Below are 16160 nucleotides of genomic sequence, written 5' to 3'. Positions count from 1 at the left end.
CCGCGCATCACGCTCCAGCACCTCGTGGATCACTTCGTGAGATGCCGTGGCCGGTCTCCTGGCTGACGGGGTGTTCGGCGTCGGCGCCCGGCCTTCCCGGCCGCGAGCGGCCAGTGGCACGAGGTGGGAGCCGACGACTCCCCGATCACAGTGGCGAGGGCCGCTCCGGACTCCTGTGACGAGCACAGTGCACCGGCTTCCCGAACACCACGGCCCGCCCACCGTAGATCCGGCCACCACGCGGCGGCAAGAGCGTCACACCGCGCAGGTGTCGAAGATCACGCCCGCCCGGCGGCTGACGGCGCGTCACGCCATCCAGAAGAACACGCAGGTCATCCGCTTCTCGTCCAGGGTGGAGCCGTAGTACTCGGTCGCGGTGTGCATCAGGTTGGCGGTGTACAGCAGCAGCCGGTTGTAGCGGTGCGGAACGGCCAGATCCTCGGTGAACGAGTCCGGCGGGACGAAACGGGTGCCGAGCGCGTCCACCAGATTGTTGTGCGGGGCGACCACGGTGTTCCCGCCGAGCCGGCCCCCCGGCAGGCTCTGTCGGTAGAAGCTCGTCCCGCACCGCTTCGGCACGTTCGGGTTGAGGTACAGCACGGCGGCGTACCGGCACAGCGACCGCGAATCGGTGTGCGGCCGCGGCTCGCACTCCCCCTCCCCCACCACCTGCACGCAGTTGTGGTTGAACGTGCCGCCCTCGGCCTCGCTCAACGCCCAGATCCGCGGCGCCTGCACGGTCTCCCGCACCAGCTTCTCGACGTGCGCCAACTCCTCCGGCTCCAGCCCGGGCATCGCCCGCAACCCCGGCCAGGGCTCCGGCCTGTGCGGATACCCCTCGTCCCAGTCGGTACGCGCCAGATGCCGGGCCCGCACCGCATCCGGATCCGGCAGGACATCGTCCAGCACCCAGTAGTCACGCCCCTTGGTGGGCTTGCGGTACGGGAGGACCGGAAGGGCCGGAGTCGGGCGCGGGCCCTGGAACGGTTGCACGGGCATGGACCCGACAATAGGAGCGCGCCCCGAACCCCTCGCCCAAGGGCCGGTCAACCTTCCGTCAAGGCTTCCCCACTACCCTCCGTGATGACGACCCGTCATGCCTGCTGGCAGCGCGGGCACCAGAACAGGTTCCGGGCCGCCAACTCCTCGGTCCGCACCGGGGTTTCACACACCAGACACGGCTGATCCTGCCGCCGGTACACGTACACCTCACCACCGTGGTCGTCCACCCGCGGCGGACGCCCCATCGCCTCCGGCGTGTGCTCCGGCCGCACGGTGTCGATCCGCCCCGCCGCGACACCGTCATGCATCAGCGCCACCAGATCCGCCCAGATCGCGTCCCACTCGGCCCGGCTCAGATCCCGCCCCGCCCGGTGCGGACTGATCCCCAACCGGAACAGCACCTCCGCGCGATACACGTTGCCGACACCCGCCAGCACCTTCTGATCCATCAGCAACGCGGCCACCGTCGTCCCGCTCCGCGAGATCCGCTGCCACGCCGCATCCCCCACCTCCCCCGGCCGCAACGGATCCGGCCCCAGCCTGCGATGCACCGCCGCCTTCTCCCCCGGCGTCAGCACCTCGCACGCCGTCGGCCCCCGCAGATCCGCGTACCCACTCCCGTTCTCCATCCGCAACCGCACCTGCCCCACCGGCTCCGGGGCCTCCCCCACCCCGAACTCGTACTTCCCGTACAACCCGAGATGCACATGCAGCCAGTCGTCGCCGAACCCCAGGAACAGATGCTTCCCGTGCGCCTCCGCAACCTCCAACACCCGCCCGTCCAGCAGCCCCGCCCCCTCCGCGAAGCGCCCCTGCGGCGACGAAACCCGCACCGCCCGCCCCCCGAACAGCTCCCCGTTCAACCCGGCCAACCGATGCACCACATGCCCCTCGGGCACCCGCGCCACCTCCACATTCGTTCCCGTCCAACACCCCCATTCTCCCCGCCCCCACCGACACCCCGGCAGAGCCGGCCTGCGCGCAGCGCTCGTCGCGGGTCGGGTTGCGCGGCGCGGGTGGAGGGAGCTCCCCGCAGGGGGTCAGCGTTGGTGGAGGCGGGAGAGGATCGCCTGGTCGAGCGCGGCGGCCGTCTCGGGGACGGTGAGGTTGGAGTTGTCGATGATGGGGAGGCCGGAGGTGCGCCAGCCGGCCATGCGGCCGTGGATGCGGGCCACTTCGTCGTCGGAGAGGCGGCGGTTGCCGGAGCGTTCGGCGTTGCGGGCGAGGACGCGGTCGAGGCCGGGGAGGAGGACGACGGGGATCATGCCGGGGCCGATGTGGCGCTTCCAGCCGCCGAGGCCGATCGCGGGGCGGTCGGGGAAGACGGCGTCGTCGATGATGCAGGAGATGCCGTTGGCGAGGTAGTTGCGGCAGGCGAAGCCGCAGGTGCGCCGGGCGAGGCGGTACTGGGCCTCGGAGGCGGTGTTCCAGCCGGACTGCGGGTTGGCGAACCCGGCCTGGACCCACTCGCGGACGTCGTCGAGGCTGATGTGCGCGGTGGGGGTGGGACGGCGTTCGGCCCAGTAGCGGGCGACGGTGGTCTTGCCGGCGCCGGCCGCGCCGATCAGCAGGACGGCGATCGGTCCGACGGGCAGCGGGGCGGCCGGTGCGGGCATCGGCGGTGGCGCGGCAGGGAGTTGGACGGTGCCGCCGCTGGGGAGCAGGAAGTGCCCGGTGCCGCCGGGGACGACGGGCGCGACGGCCTTGAGCGGGACGGTCGGCCGGTCAGGGCGGGTGGCGATCGGCCCGAGGGTGGGTATGGCCTGGGTGGTGGCGGGCAGTACCGGTGCGGGGTACGGCTGTTGAGGGGCCGTCGGATACGGGGGCGTCCCCGGGCGGGGCGGCACCTGGCCCCCCGGATGGTGGCTCTGCGCGTACTGGCTCACCGTCACCTCCCTGCGCCGAATGTACACGTCGGCCCGGTGGCGGGCACAAGTCCGCCACCGGGCCGCGCGGTGCTCAGCGGGTGGTCAACTGTTCGGCGAGTGCCCGCAGGGCGAGTTCGTACGAGCCGAGACCGAAGCCCGCGATGGTGCCGGAGGCGACCGCGGCGATGACCGAGGTGTGCCGGAAGGTCTCGCGGGTGTACGGGTTGGAGATGTGCACCTCGATGAGCGGGGCGGTGCGCTGTGCGGCGGCGTCCCGCATCGCGTACGAGTAGTGGGTGAACGCGCCGGGGTTGATCACCACGGGGGTCTTGGCGTCCGCCGCTTCGTGCAGCCAACCGACCATCTCGGCCTCGGAGTTGGTCTCCCGGACCTCGACCGAGAGCCCGAGCTCCGCGCCCAGGGCAGCACAGCGCGCAACGAGCCCCGCGTACGACGTGGAACCGTACACGTCGGGCTCTCGGGAGCCCAGCCGGCCCAGGTTGGGGCCGTTCAGGACGAGCACCGGGACGGCGGTCATCCGGAGACCTCCGCGTACGCGGCGACCAGCAGCGACGGGTCGGGGCCTTCGAGGACGGAGGTCTTGGCGAGGCCGTCGAGGACGATGAAGCGCAGCAGGTCGCCACGCGACTTCTTGTCGATCTTCATGGCGTCCAGCAGCTTCGGCCAGGCATCCGCCCGGTAGCTGAGCGGCAGGCCGACCGAGGCCAGTACGGTGCGGTGCCGGTCGGCGGTGGCGTCGTCCAACCGCCCGGCCAGGCGGCCGAGTTCGGCGGCGAAGACCATGCCGATGGAGATCGCCGCGCCGTGCCGCCACTTGTAGCGCTCGTTGCGTTCGATGGCGTGGCCGAGGGTGTGGCCGTAGTTGAGGATCTCACGGCGGCCGGATTCCTTGAGGTCGCCGGAGACCACGTCGGCCTTGACCTGGATGGCCCGCCGGATGAGTTCCAGGGTGTGCGGGCCGGCGGGGGTGGTGGCGGCCGCGGGGTCCTGCTCGATCAGGTCGAGGATCACCGGGTCGGCGATGAAGCCGGCCTTGATCACCTCGGCGAGGCCGGAGACGTAGTCGTGCTTGCCGAGGGTCTCCAGGGTGCCGAGGTCGGCCAGCACGCCCGCGGGCGGGTGGAAGGCGCCGACCATGTTCTTGCCTTCGGCGATGTTGATGCCGGTCTTGCCGCCGACCGCGGCGTCCACCATGCCGAGCAGCGTGGTGGGCACCGAGATCCAGCGCACCCCGCGCAGCCAGGTGGCGGCGACGAAGCCCGCCAGGTCGGTGGTCGAGCCGCCGCCCAGGCCGATGATGACGTCGCTGCGGGTGAAGCCGGTCTGGCCGAGCACCGACCAGCAGTACGCGGCGACCTCGACGCTCTTGGCGTCCTCGGCGTTCGGGACCTGCAGGACGATCGCCTCGTAGCCCTGGTCGACCAGGTCCTCGCGGATCGCCTCGCCGGTGGCCTCCAGCGCCTCCGGGTGGATGATCGCCACCCGCTTGGCCTTCGGGCCGATCAGCGGGGCGAGTTCGCCGAGCAGCTGGTGCCCGATCAGCACCTCGTACGGGGCGTGGCCGTCACTACCAGCAACGGCAATCCGAACGATGTCACTCATGAGGGTTCTTCAGCTCCAGTGCTTCAAGTACGGCGTCGGCGGCCTGCTCGGGCGTGCGGCCCTCGGTGTCGACCACGGCGGTGGCGACCTCCAGGTACAGCGGGCGGCGGGCCTCCATCAGTTCGCGCCAGCGGGCCCGGGGGTTGACCGCGAGCAGCGGGCGGGGGGCGTCCAGGCCGACCCGCTTGACCGCGTCGCCCAGCGCGACCTCCAGGAACACCACGGGCAGCGGGGCGAGCACTTCGCGCGTGGAAGGGGCCATCACGGCGCCCCCGCCGAGCGCGAGCACGCCTGCAAAGTCCGCACAGGCTGCCTCGACGGCTTCGCGCTCCAGCTGCCGGAAGTGCGGCTCGCCCTCGTCGACGAAGATCTCCGGGATGGGCTTGCCGGCCGTCCGCTCGATGTCCTCGTCGGTGTCGCGGAACGGCAGGCCGAGGCGCTCCGCGAGGACCCGCCCGACGGTGGACTTGCCACTGCCGGGCGGGCCGACCAGCACAACTACCGGGGCGCTCATCGGACGATCAGGTTGTCGAGGTACGACTGCACGTTGCGACGGGTCTCGGAGACGTTGTCGCCACCGAACTTCTCCGCCACCGCGTCGGCCAGCACCAGCGCCACCATCGCCTCGGCGACGATGCCGGCGGCCGGCACGGCGCACACGTCGGAGCGCTGGTGGTGCGCCTTCGCGGGCTCGCCGGTGCGCACGTCCAGCGTCTGCAGGGCGCGCGGGACGGTCGCGATCGGCTTCATCGCGGCCCGGACGCGCAGCAGCTCGCCGGTGGACAGTCCGCCCTCGGTGCCGCCGGAGCGGCCGGTGGCGCGCTTGACGCCCTCGGGGGTCGGCAGGATCTCGTCGTGCGCCTGGGAGCCGGGGATCCGGGCCAGTTCGAAGCCGTCGCCGACCTCGACGCCCTTGATCGCCTGGATGCCCATCAGCGCGGCGGCCAGCCGGGCGTCCAGGCGGCGGTCCCAGTGCACGTGCGAGCCGAGGCCGACCGGCACGCCGTACGCCAGCACCTCGACGACGCCGCCCAGGGTGTCGCCGTCCTTGTGAGCCTGGTCGATCTCGGCGACCATCGCCTTCGACGCGTCGGCGTCCAGGCAGCGCACCGGGTCCTCGTCCAGCCGGGCCTCGTCGGCGGGCAGCGGCAGCACCCCGGCCGGGGCCTTGGCGGCGGCCAGCTCGACCACGTGGCTGACGATCTCGATGCCGCAGGTCTCCTTCAGGTAGGAGCGGGCGACCACGCCGAGCGCGACCCGGGCGGCGGTCTCCCGGGCGCTGGCGCGCTCCAGGATCGGCCGGGCCTCGTCGATCGAGTACTTCTGCATGCCGGCCAGGTCGGCGTGGCCCGGGCGGGGGCGGGTCAGCGGCTCGTTGCGGGCCAGGCCCGCGAGCACCTCGGGGTCGACCGGGTCGGCCGACATGACCTGCTCCCACTTCGGCCACTCGGTGTTGCCGACCATGATCGCCACCGGCGATCCCATGGTCTCGCCGTGCCGGACACCGCCGAGGAACGTCACCTCGTCCTGCTCGAACTTCATCCGCGCGCCGCGACCATAACCGAGCCGCCGGCGGGCCAGCGCGTCGGCCACCATGGCGGTGGTGACCGGCACTCCGGCCGGCAGGCCCTCCAGCGTCGCGACCAGAGCGGGGCCGTGCGACTCCCCCGCCGTCAGCCAGCGCAAGCTACCCACCGAAAAGCTCCTTCGTCAGCGGCCCGCTCGCCGCGAACGGCGGCCGGTCCGGCGTCTCGTGCTGCCCGGCCGCGGAGCGCGGCGGGGCAAGCACCGATCCTTTCACGTCCGGGCGGCCGCCGGGGGCACGGTCCGCGTGGCGGACAGTGAACGTCCGCCGACGCCGCCCGGCCCGGCGGGCGAAGCCGCAGCTCAGGGCACCCGACATGGCCTCCGGACACCGCCGCCGTCTCACCACCGCGCCTGGCCGCCCGCGAGCGCGGACCCGACCGCAACCGCTCAGGACGCCGCCAGGGCCGCCTCGCCCGCCGCGCGCATCGCCGCCAGCGGGCCCTGCTCGACGCCCGTGAACCGCTCGAACTGGAGCACCGCCTGGTGCACCAGCAGGTCCAGCCCGCCGAGCACCGTGCCGCCCCGCTCCTGGCAGGCCGCGGCCAGCGCGGTCGGCCACGGGTGGTACAGCACGTCGAACAGCACCCCGGGAGTACCGGTCAGCTGCGCGGCGAAGCCGTCGGTGGCCCCGACCGGCGTGGTGGAGACCGTCAGCGGCCCGGCCAGCGCCTGCACCGAGTCCGCCCAGTCGGCGGTGCGCACCGCCACCCCGAGCTTCTCCCCCAACTCCCGCATCTCGGCGGCCCGTTCGGCACTGCGCACATACACGGTGACGTCGCCGTCGCAAATCTGCCCGAGCGCCGCCAGCGCGGACGAGGCGGTGGCCCCGGCGCCCAGCACTGCCGCCGATTCCACCCGTTCGACGCCCCGCTCGCGCAGCGCGTTGACCAGCCCGGGAACGTCCGTGTTGTCACCGTGCCGCCGCCCGTCCGGCCCGAACACCACGGTGTTGACGGCGTCCACGGCCCGCGCGGTGTCGCTGACGGTGTCCAGCAGCGGCAGGATCGCCCGCTTCAGCGGCATGGTCAGCGACAGCCCGGCCCAGTTGGCGTCCAGCCCGATGACGAACGCCTCCAGCCCGGCCTCGTCGACCTCGTACCGGTCGTAGCGCCACTCGTCCAGGCCGAGCGCGGCATAACCGGCCCGGTGCAGGACGGGCGAGAGCGAGTGGGCAATCGGCGAGCCGAGCACGGCGGCCCGGTGCGGGTTGGTCACGACACGATCCTTCGGGGAGTTCGGTACAGGTGGACGTCGATCGGGTCCTCGGACGCGAACCCGAAACCGTGCCGCTCGTACAGCCGCCGGGCAGGGCTGCCCTGCAGCACGGTCAGCCGAACGGCCAGACCGTCAACCGTATCCAGCACGGAGCGCAGCACGGCGGTGCCGAGGCCGCGGCCGTGCAGCGCCGGGTCGAGGTAGAAGTGCTCCAGCACCAGCGTGCCGGGCCGCTCCCCGTCCGGGCGGAGCGTCAGGCAGCCCGCCGGCGGCGGAAACCCGGGCACCTCCAGCACCGAGGTGTGCGCGGGCCGGTACCCGTCACGCATCCGCTGCCGGACCCGGTGCTCGTCAAAACGGCCGAGCCGTTCCAGGTCGGGACGCATCGCCACCGCCCGCAGCTCGACCAGCGCCTCCAGGTCTTCGTCCGTCGCGGGGCGCAGCGCCCATTCGGTCACACGGCGCCCCGGCGGGTGCGGGCGGTCCAGCGGCCCTCGCTGTGCCCGATCCGGATCGGGTGTCCGAAGCAGTCGGAGACCAGCTCGGTGGTGAGCACCTCCGCGGCCGGGCCCGCAGCGGTGACCACTCCGTCGCGCAGCAGCAGCGCGTGGCTGGTGGTCTCCGGCAGCTCCTCCAGGTGGTGGGTGACCAGCACCGAGGCCACCTCGGGAAAGCGGCGGCGCAGCTCGTCCAGGCTCTCCAGCAACTGCTCACGCGCCGTCAGATCGAGCCCGGTCGCGGGCTCGTCGAGCAGCAGCAGCCGGGGCGCGGGCATCAGCGCGCGGGCGATCAGCACCCGCCCGCGCTCGCCCTGCGAGAGCGTCGTCCAGGCACTGTCGGCCCGGTGCTCGACGCCCAGTGTGTGGATCAACTCCTCGGCGTGGTCGAGCTGTTCGGCCGTCGGCTTGCGGAACGGATCCGGCTCGATCGACTGGGTGACCCCGGTCAACACCACCTGACGCACCGTCAACGGCGAACGCAACGGATGCCGCGGATTGACATGCCCGAGATGCGCCCGCAACTCCCGCACATCGACCCGGCCCAACTGCCGCCCGAGCACCTTCACACTGCCCGCCGTCGGATGCTGCACCGCGCCCAGCAGCGAAAGCAACGTGCTCTTCCCCGCCCCGTTCGCCCCGAGCACCGCCCAGTGCTCCCCGGCCCGGACGGTCAGCGACACGTCCTTCAGCAGGTACCGCCCGTCGCGGACCACATCCACATGAGCGGCTTCCAGCAACGGCGCTCCGGCCGGGTGTTCCTGGTTCTGCGGCGTCTCCATGCGCCTCACGCTACCGGCCCGCCCCCGCCCGACCGCAAAGCCGTATCGCCAGCCGGACCGGCCGGCGCTGCTCTGCGGTCAGGCCGTGGAGCACCGTCAGGACTTGCAGGTGACAGTCTTGGAGTCGTACTTCATGCCCTTGCCGATGCACCACGCCTCGGTGTTCTTGGCGTGCTCCGCGCCGGTCGCCGCGAACTTGGTCTCCTGCGGCGAGACGGCCAGCCAGAACACCCAGTCGCCCGGCGTCGGGTTGAGGACGGCGTCGAGCGCCTCCTTGCCGGGGTTGCCGATCGGGGTCGGCGGCAGGCCGGGGTTGATGTACGAGTTGTACTTGTTCGAGCCGTCGTTGATTTCCTTGTCTTCCAGCTTGGTGCGGCCCAGCGAGTACTGGAGGGTGGTGTCCACCGCCAGCTTGTGCTGGGTGACGTTGGTGGTCAGCCGGTTGGAGATGGCACGGGCCATCTTGCCGAAGTCCTCCGAGTTGTTGCCCTCGGCCTGCAGGATGCTGGCCTCGGTCACCACCTCGTACGCGTTCCTCAGGCCGATCTTCTGCGCCGCCTCGTCCAGCTTGAGCTCGTCGTACTTCTGAACGGCGTTCGTCACCATCTGCTTCAGCAGTTCCTCGGGCTTCATGCCGTCGGCGACCGAGTAGCGGGCCGGCCAGAGGAAGCCCTCCGGGTTGTTGTTGGCGTACGCGGGCAGGCCCAGGCTGCCGGCCTGGTCCTTGGCGATCTTGCCGGTGGTGCCCTTGTCGAGCTTCAGCTTCTCGTCGATCTTGGCGTAGATGTCTACGGACTTCAGACCCTCGGGGATGATCAGCGCGTTGCCGCCGTTCGACTCCAGCAGCACCTTGAACGCTGCGGCGCCGGACATCTGGTGCTTCATCGTGTAGACGCCGGGCTGGATGCCTCGCCCCTTGGGGTCCTTCTGGTACGCGACGCTGAAGGCCTTGATGCTCTTGACCACGCCGGCGTCCTTCAGGGTCTTGCCGATCGCGTCGCCACCCGCGCCGGAAGCGACGGTGATGTTGACCGAGCCGCTGCCGTCACCCGAGAAGTCCGGCGGCGGGCCGAACCGATCCTGGTACATGCCGTAGCCCCACCAGCCGGCGCCGCCCGTCGCACCGAGCAGCACCAGGGCGACCACCAGGCAGGCGCCGCTGTTGCGGCGGCCCGACTTCTTGCCCTTCTCCTTGCGCTTGCGCTCGGCCTCGCGGGAGTTGTCCTGCTCGGAGAGGAACGAACCGCCCCTCTCCTCCTCGGCGTACTCGTCCTCGGCCCACTGCTCGGGCTCGCCCGCACGCTCGTCGAACGCGTCCGGCTCGGCCACAGCAGGCGCCCCCGGGTTGTCGAGCGCCGCGGCCTCCGCCTCCCAGTCGATGCCGTCCGGACCGGGCCCCCCGGCCGGCTCGGCCCGCCGGGCCTGCGGCTGAGCGCCCTGGGCCTGCACCGGCTGCGCCATGCCCTGCTGGGACATGCCCGGCTGCTGAACGACCTGCTGCTGCAAGCCCTGCTGCTGCACGCCCTGCTGGGGCATGCCCTGCTGTATCGGCTGCTGCATGCCCTGCTGGACGAACTGCTGCTGACCGCCCTGGGTGCCACCGCGCTGCTGCGGGTAGCCCTGACCGCCCATCTGCATCTGCTGCTGAGGCACACCCTGCTGCGGCATCTGCTGCTGCGGAACGCCCTGCTGCGGCATCGCCTGCCCGGGCACGAAGCCCTGCTCCTGGCCGAACTGCTGCTGCACGAACTGCTGCTGACCGCCCTGCGCCATCCCCTGCTGGGGCATGACCTGCTGCGGATACCCCTGCGGCTGCTGCTGGACGAAGCCCTGCTGCTGCGAATAGCCCTGGCCACCCATCGGCGCCTGCTGCTGCGGTACCTGCTGCATCTGCTGCTGCGGGAACCCCTGCTGCGGCACGCCTTGTTGCGGCACACCCTGCTGCTCGAGGTACCCCTGCGGGTACTGCTGCCCGAGGTCCTGCTGACCGTACTGCGGGGGCTGCTGCTGTTCTCCGGGGAACCACGCCTGGTCGCCCTGGGCACCGTAGCGCCCGCTCTGATCAGTCATTGATCCCCTTACCGCGTCCAGGGTGTCCGTCGAACGGGCGCGCTAGTAAACGCCCGTGCTGGGAGACGTTACCGTACCGCAGCGTAGCCAACGGGCGTCGCTCCCTGTTGATCAGGGGACGGAAGGTGCGGGGGCGGAGTCGGTCGGGGACGGGTTCTGTGCACGGTGTGCGTTGAACTCGTCGACGTTCTTCCGTTGTTGGTCGGAGCTGTCGGTGAAGCGGGTGTCGCCGGGTTGGACGGTCACGAAGTACAGCCAGTCACCGTCGGCGGGGTGGATCGCGGCGCGCAGCGCGTCCCGGCCGGGGTTGCCGATGGGGGTGGGTGGCAGGCCGGGGTGGGCGTAGGTGTTGAACGGGGAGTCGAGCCTGGTGTCGGCCACGGTGGTGGTGAGGGTGGAGCGGCCGAGCGCGTAGTTGATGGTGGAGTCGAGCTGCAGCGGCATGTTCTTCGCCAGCCGGTTGTAGACGACCCGGGCGACCTTGGCCATGTCCTCGGGGTTGTCGGCCTCGGCCTGGGCGAGGCTGGCGACGGCGAGCACGCCGTAGGGGGAGATGTTGTTCGCGGCGGCGGCGTCGGCGATCGCGCCGCCGCCGAGCTCGGTGTCGGCTTCCTTCACCATTTCCTGGAGCAGGCTGAGTGCCGTGGTGTCGCCGGTGACGGGGTAGGTCGCCGGGAACAGGTAGCCCTCGGGGTGACCGCTCGCGTCGGCGGGCAGCCCGAGTTCGGCGAGGTGCTCTTCGACGGTGGCCTTGGTGGTGCCGGCGGCCAGGCCGAGCCGGGAGTCGATGGCGGCGTAGACCTGGGTGGAGCGCCAGCCTTCGGGGATGGTCAGGGCGTTGGCGTTGGCGGGGTCGAGCAGCATGTTGAGTGCCGCGGTGGCCGACATCTTCTCCTTGAGGGTGTAGGTGCCGGGTTGGATCCGGTTGCTGGCCGGACTCTTGGCGGCGGCCTCGGTGAACGCCCTGGTGGAGGCGACGACGTGTTTGGCCGTCAGGGTCTTGCCGATCTGGGTGACGCTGGCGCCCTGGGCCACCGACACCTGTACCCGTCCGGTGCCGGCGCCGGCGAAGTCGGGGGCGGGTTTCTTGCCCTCGGGCCAGACCAGGAACAGCGCGACGGCGCCGGCGGTCGCCACCCCGAGCAGGCCGGCCACGCTGAGGCAGCAGGCGGCGCCGGTGCGCAGTCGGCCGGGGTCCGGCGGCTCGACGCCGTACGGCAGGCCGGGCGGGGCGCCCTCGGGTTCGAGGACGGGAGCGCCGAGGTGACCGGGGGTCAGTCCGGGGGCGGTGTACGGGTCGGTCACGGTGGGGCCTCCCGGCGGCGGGCAAACGATCGGGGCCCGTGCGGACGCGCGTCCGCACGGGCCCCGATCGGGAACCTAGACCTGGCCGGTCAGGCCACCGGCTCGACACTCTCGCCGGGTGCGCGTCCGCTCACCCGTTCGGTCTCAAGCGCGGACTGGAGGATCACCACGGCCGCGGCCTGGTCGATCACCGAGCGGCCCTTCTTCGAGGACCGGCCGGAGGCGCGCAGCCCGGCGGCGGCGGTGACGGTGGTCATCCGCTCGTCCACCAGCCGCACGCCGACCGGGTAGGTCAGCATGGCCAGCCGGCCCGCGTACTCGCGGACCTTGGCGGCGGCCGGGCCTTCCTTGCCGCTCAGTGAGCGCGGCAGGCCGACCACCACCTCGATCGCGTCGTACTCCTCGACGATCGCCTTGAGCCGGGCCTGCGAGCGGCCCCCGGCGGGGACGGTCTCCACGGGTGTGGCGATCAGCCCATCGGGGTCGCAGACCGCGACCCCGATCCGGGCGTCACCCACATCGACGGCGATCCGCCGGCCGCGCCGGAAGACCTTCTCTTCGGTGTGCTCCTCGCTCACGCGCGCTCGGCCACCAGTGCCCGGACGGCCTCGATCGCCTCGCCGACGGCGGCCGGGTTGGTGCCGCCGCCCTGCGCCACGTCGTCCTTGCCGCCACCGCCGCCGCCGAGCGTCTTCGCCGCGGTGCGGACCAGCTCGCCGGCCTTGATGCCGCGGGCGCGGGCGTCCTCGCTGGTGGCGATGACGGTCAGCGGGCGGTCATTGGCGACGGTGAACGCCGCGACCACGGCCGGGCGGTTGCCGAGCCGGGCACGGACGTCCAGCACCAGCTTGCGCAGCTCGTCCGCACCGGTGCCGTCACCGACCCGGGCGGCGACCAGGGCCACGCCCTTGACGTCCTCCGCGCCCTCGGCGAGGCCCGCGGCGGCCTGCAGCACCTTCTCGGCGCGGAACTTCTCGATCTCCTTCTCGGCGTCCTTGAGCTTGGCGAGCATGCCGGAGATCTTCTCCGGGAGCTCCTCCGGACGGCCCTTTACCAGCTCGGTGAGCTGGGAGACCACGGTGTGCTCGCGGGCCAGGAACTTGTACGCGTCGACGCCGACCAGCGCCTCCACGCGGCGCACGCCGGAGCCGATCGAGGACTCGCCGAGCAGCTTCACCAGGCCCAGCTGGGCGGTGTTGCCGACGTGCGTGCCACCGCACAGTTCCTTGGAGAAGTCGCCGATGGTGACCACGCGGACCGAGTCGCCGTACTTCTCGCCGAACATCGCGATGGCGCCCTGCTTGCGGGCCTGGTCCATCGTCATGACCTCGGCGGTGACGTCCAGCTCGCGGGTCAGCACGTCGTTGATCTTCTGCTCGACGTCGACCAGCACGCTGCCGGGCACGGCGGCGGGCGAGCCGAAGTCGAAGCGGAAGCGGCCCGGCGCGTTCTCGGAGCCGGCCTGGGCGGCCGTCGGGCCGAGCGCGTCGCGCAGCGCCTGGTGGGTCAGGTGGGTCGCCGAGTGGGCGCGGGCGATGGCCCGGCGGCGCTCGGTGTCGATGGTGGCGTACGCGGACGCGCCGAGCACCACCTCGCCGAACAGCACCCCGCCGGAGTGCACGATGACGCCCGGCACCGGCTGCTGCACGTCGCGGATCTCGACGACCGCGCCGGAGTCCAGCCGGATCCGGCCGTGGTCGGCGAGCTGGCCGCCGCCCTCGGCGTAGAACGGGGTGCGGTCGAGGATCAGCTCGACCTCGTCGCCCTCGCTGGCGGCCGGCGACGGGACGCCGTCCACCAGCAGGCCGACCACGGTGGCCTCGCCCTCGGTGTGGTTGTAGCCGGTGAAGACGGACGCGCCGGCGCTGTCGGCGACCTCGCGGTACGCGGCGACGTCGGCGTGGCCCATCTTCTTCGCCTTGGCGTCGGCCTTGGCGCGGTCCCGCTGCTCCTGCATCAGGCGGCGGAAGCCGGCCTCGTCGACCTGGAGGCCCTGCTCCTCGGCCATCTCCAGGGTCAGGTCGATCGGGAAGCCGTAGGTGTCGTGCAGCTTGAACGCCTGCTCGCCGGAGAGCACCACGCTGCCGCCGGCCTTGGTCTCGGTGACGGCGGCGTCCAGCAGGTTGGTGCCGGAGCGCAGGGTCTGCAGGAAGGCGTTCTCCTCGGCGACCACGACCGTCTCGATGCGCTTGCGGTCGGTCTCCAGCTCCGGGTACTGCGGGGCCATCGCCTTGATCGAGATGTCGATCAGGTCCTTGGCGACCGGCCCGGTGGCGCCGAGCAGGCGCATGTTGCGGATCGCGCGGCGCAGGATGCGGCGCAGCACGTAACCGCGGCCCTCGTTGCCGGGGGTGACGCCGTCACCGACCAGCATCAGCGCGGTGCGGAAGTGGTCGGTGACCACGCGCAGCGAGACGTCCGACTTGTGGTCGGCACCGTAGGTGTGGCCGGTGAGCTCGGCGGCGCGGTCGAGGATCATCCGGCTGGTGTCGATCTCGAACAGGTTGTCGACGTCCTGCAGGACGGCGGCGAGACGCTCCAGGCCGAGGCCGGTGTCGATGTTCTTGCTCGGCAGGTCGCCGAGGATCTCGAACCCGTCCTTGCCGTCGCCGTGGCCGCGCTCGTACTGCATGAAGACCAGGTTCCAGATCTCCAGGTAGCGCTCGCCGTTGACCGCCGGGCCGCCCTCCTCGCCGTACGCGGGGCCGCGGTCGTAGTTGATCTCCGAGCACGGGCCGCACGGGCCGGGAACGCCCATCGACCAGAAGTTGTCCTTCATGCCCAGGCGCTGGATCCGCTCGGACGGGACGCCGATGACGTCACGCCAGATCTGCTCGGCCTCGTCGTCGTCCTTGTAGACGGTGATCCAGAGCTTCTCGGGGTCCAGGCCGTAGCCGCCGTCCGCGACGGAGCTGGTGAGCAGCTCCCAGGCGAACTTGATGGCGCCTTCCTTGAAGTAGTCGCCGAACGAGAAGTTTCCGCACATCTGGAAGAACGAGCCGTGCCGGGTGGTCTTCCCGACCTCCTCGATGTCCAGGGTGCGGACGCACTTCTGCACGCTGGTGGCGCGCGAGAACTGCGGCTTGACCTCGCCGAGGAAGTACGGCTTGAAGGGCACCATGCCGGCGTTGACCAGCAGCAGGGTGGGGTCGTCGGCGACCAGCGAGGCCGACGGTACGACGGTGTGGCCGCGCTCCTCGAAGAAGCGCAGCCAGCGGCGGCGGATCTCTGCCGACTCCATCAGTGGGGGTCCTTCCGATCGGTCGTGCTGCCCGGCAGCTCGCGCTGACGGGGCTTGGCAACGATTGTCTGGGGGGTGGTGCGGCGGGTGCCGCGGGACGTGGGCAGGGCGGCGGCCGGGGAGCCCGGGGCCGCCGAGATAGCTCGGCCACCGCTCGACCCGGCCGCACCGCTGAGCGTGCGGCGGCGGGGCGGCTCGACGACCGCGGTGCCGTCCAGGCCGAGGTCGGCGCGCAGCTGCTGCTCGCGCTCGGCCATGCCGGCCTTCACGTCGCGGGCGAACTGCTGGGCGGCATCGCCGAGTTGGAGCGCGCCGCGGGCGGCGGTGCCGGACAGCGAGTCGGGCGTGAGGCGGTGCACCGCCTCGTTGGCCTTGTTCATGGCCCAGACGGTGGCGCCCGCGCCGACCGCCATCCAGAAGATTCTGCGCACCATCGCCGGTCAGCCCCTCACGGCCCGGCGGACCCGGGCCAGCAGCCCGCCGCGCGGCGCGGTCGCGGCCCGAACCTCGGCCCGGATCAGCCGGGCCAGCTCCTCGCGCTCACCGCTCTGCTGCGGCACCACGGGCCCGGCCTGCTGCCGGTTCACGGCCCGGCGCACGCCGTAGCTGAACGCGGCCAGCTTCACCAGCGGCCCGCCGACGGTGGCAGCCACCGTCGAGGACAGCGCCTTGGCGTCGGCCGCCGCGTCCTGGACGTTGGCGGTGATCTCGTCGACCCGCTCCAGCTGCTCGTGCGCGCTGCGGACGGCGGCGTTCGCGTCCTGCAGCAGCGGCACGGCCTGCTCGGTGACGGCGGAGACCAGGACGGTCGCCTCCCGCAGCACCTTGGACAGCCGGACCAGGACCACGGCGAGCAGGGTGACCAGGACCGCCCAGAAGACGGCGACCAGCAGCCCGGCCAGCTCTCCCACGGACACCTTCGCGCGCTCCCTCGCCTGTCGCTGCGACACTCTTGCAATCCGGGGTTGCG

16 protein-coding genes and 1 riboswitch are annotated in these 16160 nt (G+C 72.0%); all 16 genes read right to left on the bottom strand.

Going from position 1 to position 16160, the window contains the following annotated elements; translation table 11 throughout:
- Nucleotides 1-30: 30 nt before the first annotated feature.
- Nucleotides 31-227: riboswitch (cobalamin riboswitch) on the bottom strand.
- Between the two features lie 79 nt (nucleotides 228-306).
- The 16 genes from ACFYST_RS12495 to ACFYST_RS12420 all read right to left on the bottom strand — a co-directional run bounded on the left by ACFYST_RS12495 (nucleotide 307) and on the right by ACFYST_RS12420 (nucleotide 16107).
- Complete coding sequence (locus tag ACFYST_RS12495) at nucleotides 307-999, bottom strand: DUF6445 family protein (RefSeq protein ID WP_387861632.1); 693 nt, start codon at nucleotides 997-999, stop codon at nucleotides 307-309.
- A gap of 95 nt (nucleotides 1000-1094) precedes the next feature.
- Nucleotides 1095-1901 (bottom strand): Fpg/Nei family DNA glycosylase, encoded by an 807-nt coding sequence (locus tag ACFYST_RS12490; protein ID WP_387861929.1) that lies wholly within the window; start codon nucleotides 1899-1901, stop codon nucleotides 1095-1097.
- 141 nt (nucleotides 1902-2042) lie between these two features.
- Entirely contained in the window at nucleotides 2043-2888 is an 846-nt protein-coding gene (locus tag ACFYST_RS12485) for an AAA family ATPase (RefSeq protein ID WP_387861630.1), read from the bottom strand.
- A gap of 73 nt (nucleotides 2889-2961) precedes the next feature.
- Nucleotides 2962-3408 (bottom strand): type II 3-dehydroquinate dehydratase, encoded by a 447-nt coding sequence (aroQ, locus tag ACFYST_RS12480; protein ID WP_387642903.1) that lies wholly within the window; start codon nucleotides 3406-3408, stop codon nucleotides 2962-2964.
- A complete protein-coding gene (aroB, locus tag ACFYST_RS12475) occupies nucleotides 3405-4493 on the bottom strand; it encodes a 3-dehydroquinate synthase (protein ID WP_387642904.1) in 1089 nt (362 codons plus the stop codon). Before aroB ends, aroQ begins: the two co-directional genes overlap by 4 nt.
- The gene (locus ACFYST_RS12470; RefSeq protein WP_387861628.1) at nucleotides 4486-5007 is read right to left on the bottom strand and encodes a shikimate kinase; all 522 of its coding nucleotides are present in this window, start codon (nucleotides 5005-5007) and stop codon (nucleotides 4486-4488) included. Before ACFYST_RS12470 ends, aroB begins: the two co-directional genes overlap by 8 nt.
- Nucleotides 5004-6188 (bottom strand): chorismate synthase, encoded by a 1185-nt coding sequence (gene aroC / locus ACFYST_RS12465; protein ID WP_387642906.1) that lies wholly within the window; start codon nucleotides 6186-6188, stop codon nucleotides 5004-5006. Before aroC ends, ACFYST_RS12470 begins: the two co-directional genes overlap by 4 nt.
- 279 nt (nucleotides 6189-6467) lie before the next feature.
- Nucleotides 6468-7295, bottom strand: coding sequence for a shikimate dehydrogenase (locus ACFYST_RS12460; protein WP_387861627.1), 828 nt, complete (start codon nucleotides 7293-7295; stop codon nucleotides 6468-6470).
- The gene (locus ACFYST_RS12455; protein WP_387861626.1) at nucleotides 7292-7753 is read right to left on the bottom strand and encodes a GNAT family N-acetyltransferase; all 462 of its coding nucleotides are present in this window, start codon (nucleotides 7751-7753) and stop codon (nucleotides 7292-7294) included. Before ACFYST_RS12455 ends, ACFYST_RS12460 begins: the two co-directional genes overlap by 4 nt.
- Entirely contained in the window at nucleotides 7750-8574 is an 825-nt protein-coding gene (locus tag ACFYST_RS12450) for an ABC transporter ATP-binding protein (protein ID WP_387861624.1), read from the bottom strand. Before ACFYST_RS12450 ends, ACFYST_RS12455 begins: the two co-directional genes overlap by 4 nt.
- A gap of 96 nt (nucleotides 8575-8670) precedes the next feature.
- Nucleotides 8671-10644 (bottom strand): endolytic transglycosylase MltG, encoded by a 1974-nt coding sequence (gene mltG / locus ACFYST_RS12445; RefSeq protein WP_387861623.1) that lies wholly within the window; start codon nucleotides 10642-10644, stop codon nucleotides 8671-8673.
- A 111-nt stretch (nucleotides 10645-10755) separates the two neighbouring features.
- Nucleotides 10756-11949, bottom strand: coding sequence for an endolytic transglycosylase MltG (gene mltG, locus ACFYST_RS12440; RefSeq protein ID WP_387642912.1), 1194 nt, complete (start codon nucleotides 11947-11949; stop codon nucleotides 10756-10758).
- 89 nt (nucleotides 11950-12038) lie between these two features.
- Nucleotides 12039-12527, bottom strand: coding sequence for a Holliday junction resolvase RuvX (ruvX, locus tag ACFYST_RS12435; RefSeq protein ID WP_387642913.1), 489 nt, complete (start codon nucleotides 12525-12527; stop codon nucleotides 12039-12041).
- Entirely contained in the window at nucleotides 12524-15190 is a 2667-nt protein-coding gene (gene alaS, locus ACFYST_RS12430) for an alanine--tRNA ligase (RefSeq protein WP_387642914.1), read from the bottom strand. The genes ruvX and alaS overlap by 4 nt, the downstream gene beginning before the upstream one ends.
- Nucleotides 15190-15624: a DUF6167 family protein gene (locus tag ACFYST_RS12425; RefSeq protein ID WP_387861621.1), complete on the bottom strand. Its 435-nt coding sequence runs from the start codon at nucleotides 15622-15624 to the stop codon at nucleotides 15190-15192. Before ACFYST_RS12425 ends, alaS begins: the two co-directional genes overlap by 1 nt.
- 6 nt (nucleotides 15625-15630) lie before the next feature.
- Nucleotides 15631-16107: a DUF948 domain-containing protein gene (locus ACFYST_RS12420; protein ID WP_387861619.1), complete on the bottom strand. Its 477-nt coding sequence runs from the start codon at nucleotides 16105-16107 to the stop codon at nucleotides 15631-15633.
- Nucleotides 16108-16160: the final 53 nt, after the last annotated feature.

Source organism: Kitasatospora sp. NPDC004614 (genome assembly GCF_042873675.1).
GTDB lineage: Bacteria > Actinomycetota > Actinomycetes > Streptomycetales > Streptomycetaceae > Kitasatospora.
This window is presented reverse-complemented; position numbering and strand designations above follow the sequence as displayed.

Excerpts from the sequence above, each read along its gene's own strand:
- mltG (WP_387861623.1), bottom strand. The coding sequence starts at position 10,644 with ATGACTGATCAGAGCGGGCGCTACGGTGCCCAGGGCGACCAGGCGTGG.
- ACFYST_RS12425 (WP_387861621.1), bottom strand. The coding sequence starts at position 15,624 with ATGGTGCGCAGAATCTTCTGGATGGCGGTCGGCGCGGGCGCCACCGTC.
- aroB (WP_387642904.1), bottom strand. The coding sequence starts at position 4,493 with ATGAGTGACATCGTTCGGATTGCCGTTGCTGGTAGTGACGGCCACGCC.
- alaS (WP_387642914.1), bottom strand. The coding sequence starts at position 15,190 with ATGGAGTCGGCAGAGATCCGCCGCCGCTGGCTGCGCTTCTTCGAGGAG.
- ACFYST_RS12450 (WP_387861624.1), bottom strand. The coding sequence starts at position 8,574 with ATGGAGACGCCGCAGAACCAGGAACACCCGGCCGGAGCGCCGTTGCTG.
- ACFYST_RS12470 (WP_387861628.1), bottom strand. The coding sequence starts at position 5,007 with ATGAGCGCCCCGGTAGTTGTGCTGGTCGGCCCGCCCGGCAGTGGCAAG.
- aroQ (WP_387642903.1), bottom strand. The coding sequence starts at position 3,408 with ATGACCGCCGTCCCGGTGCTCGTCCTGAACGGCCCCAACCTGGGCCGG.
- ACFYST_RS12495 (WP_387861632.1), bottom strand. The coding sequence starts at position 999 with ATGCCCGTGCAACCGTTCCAGGGCCCGCGCCCGACTCCGGCCCTTCCG.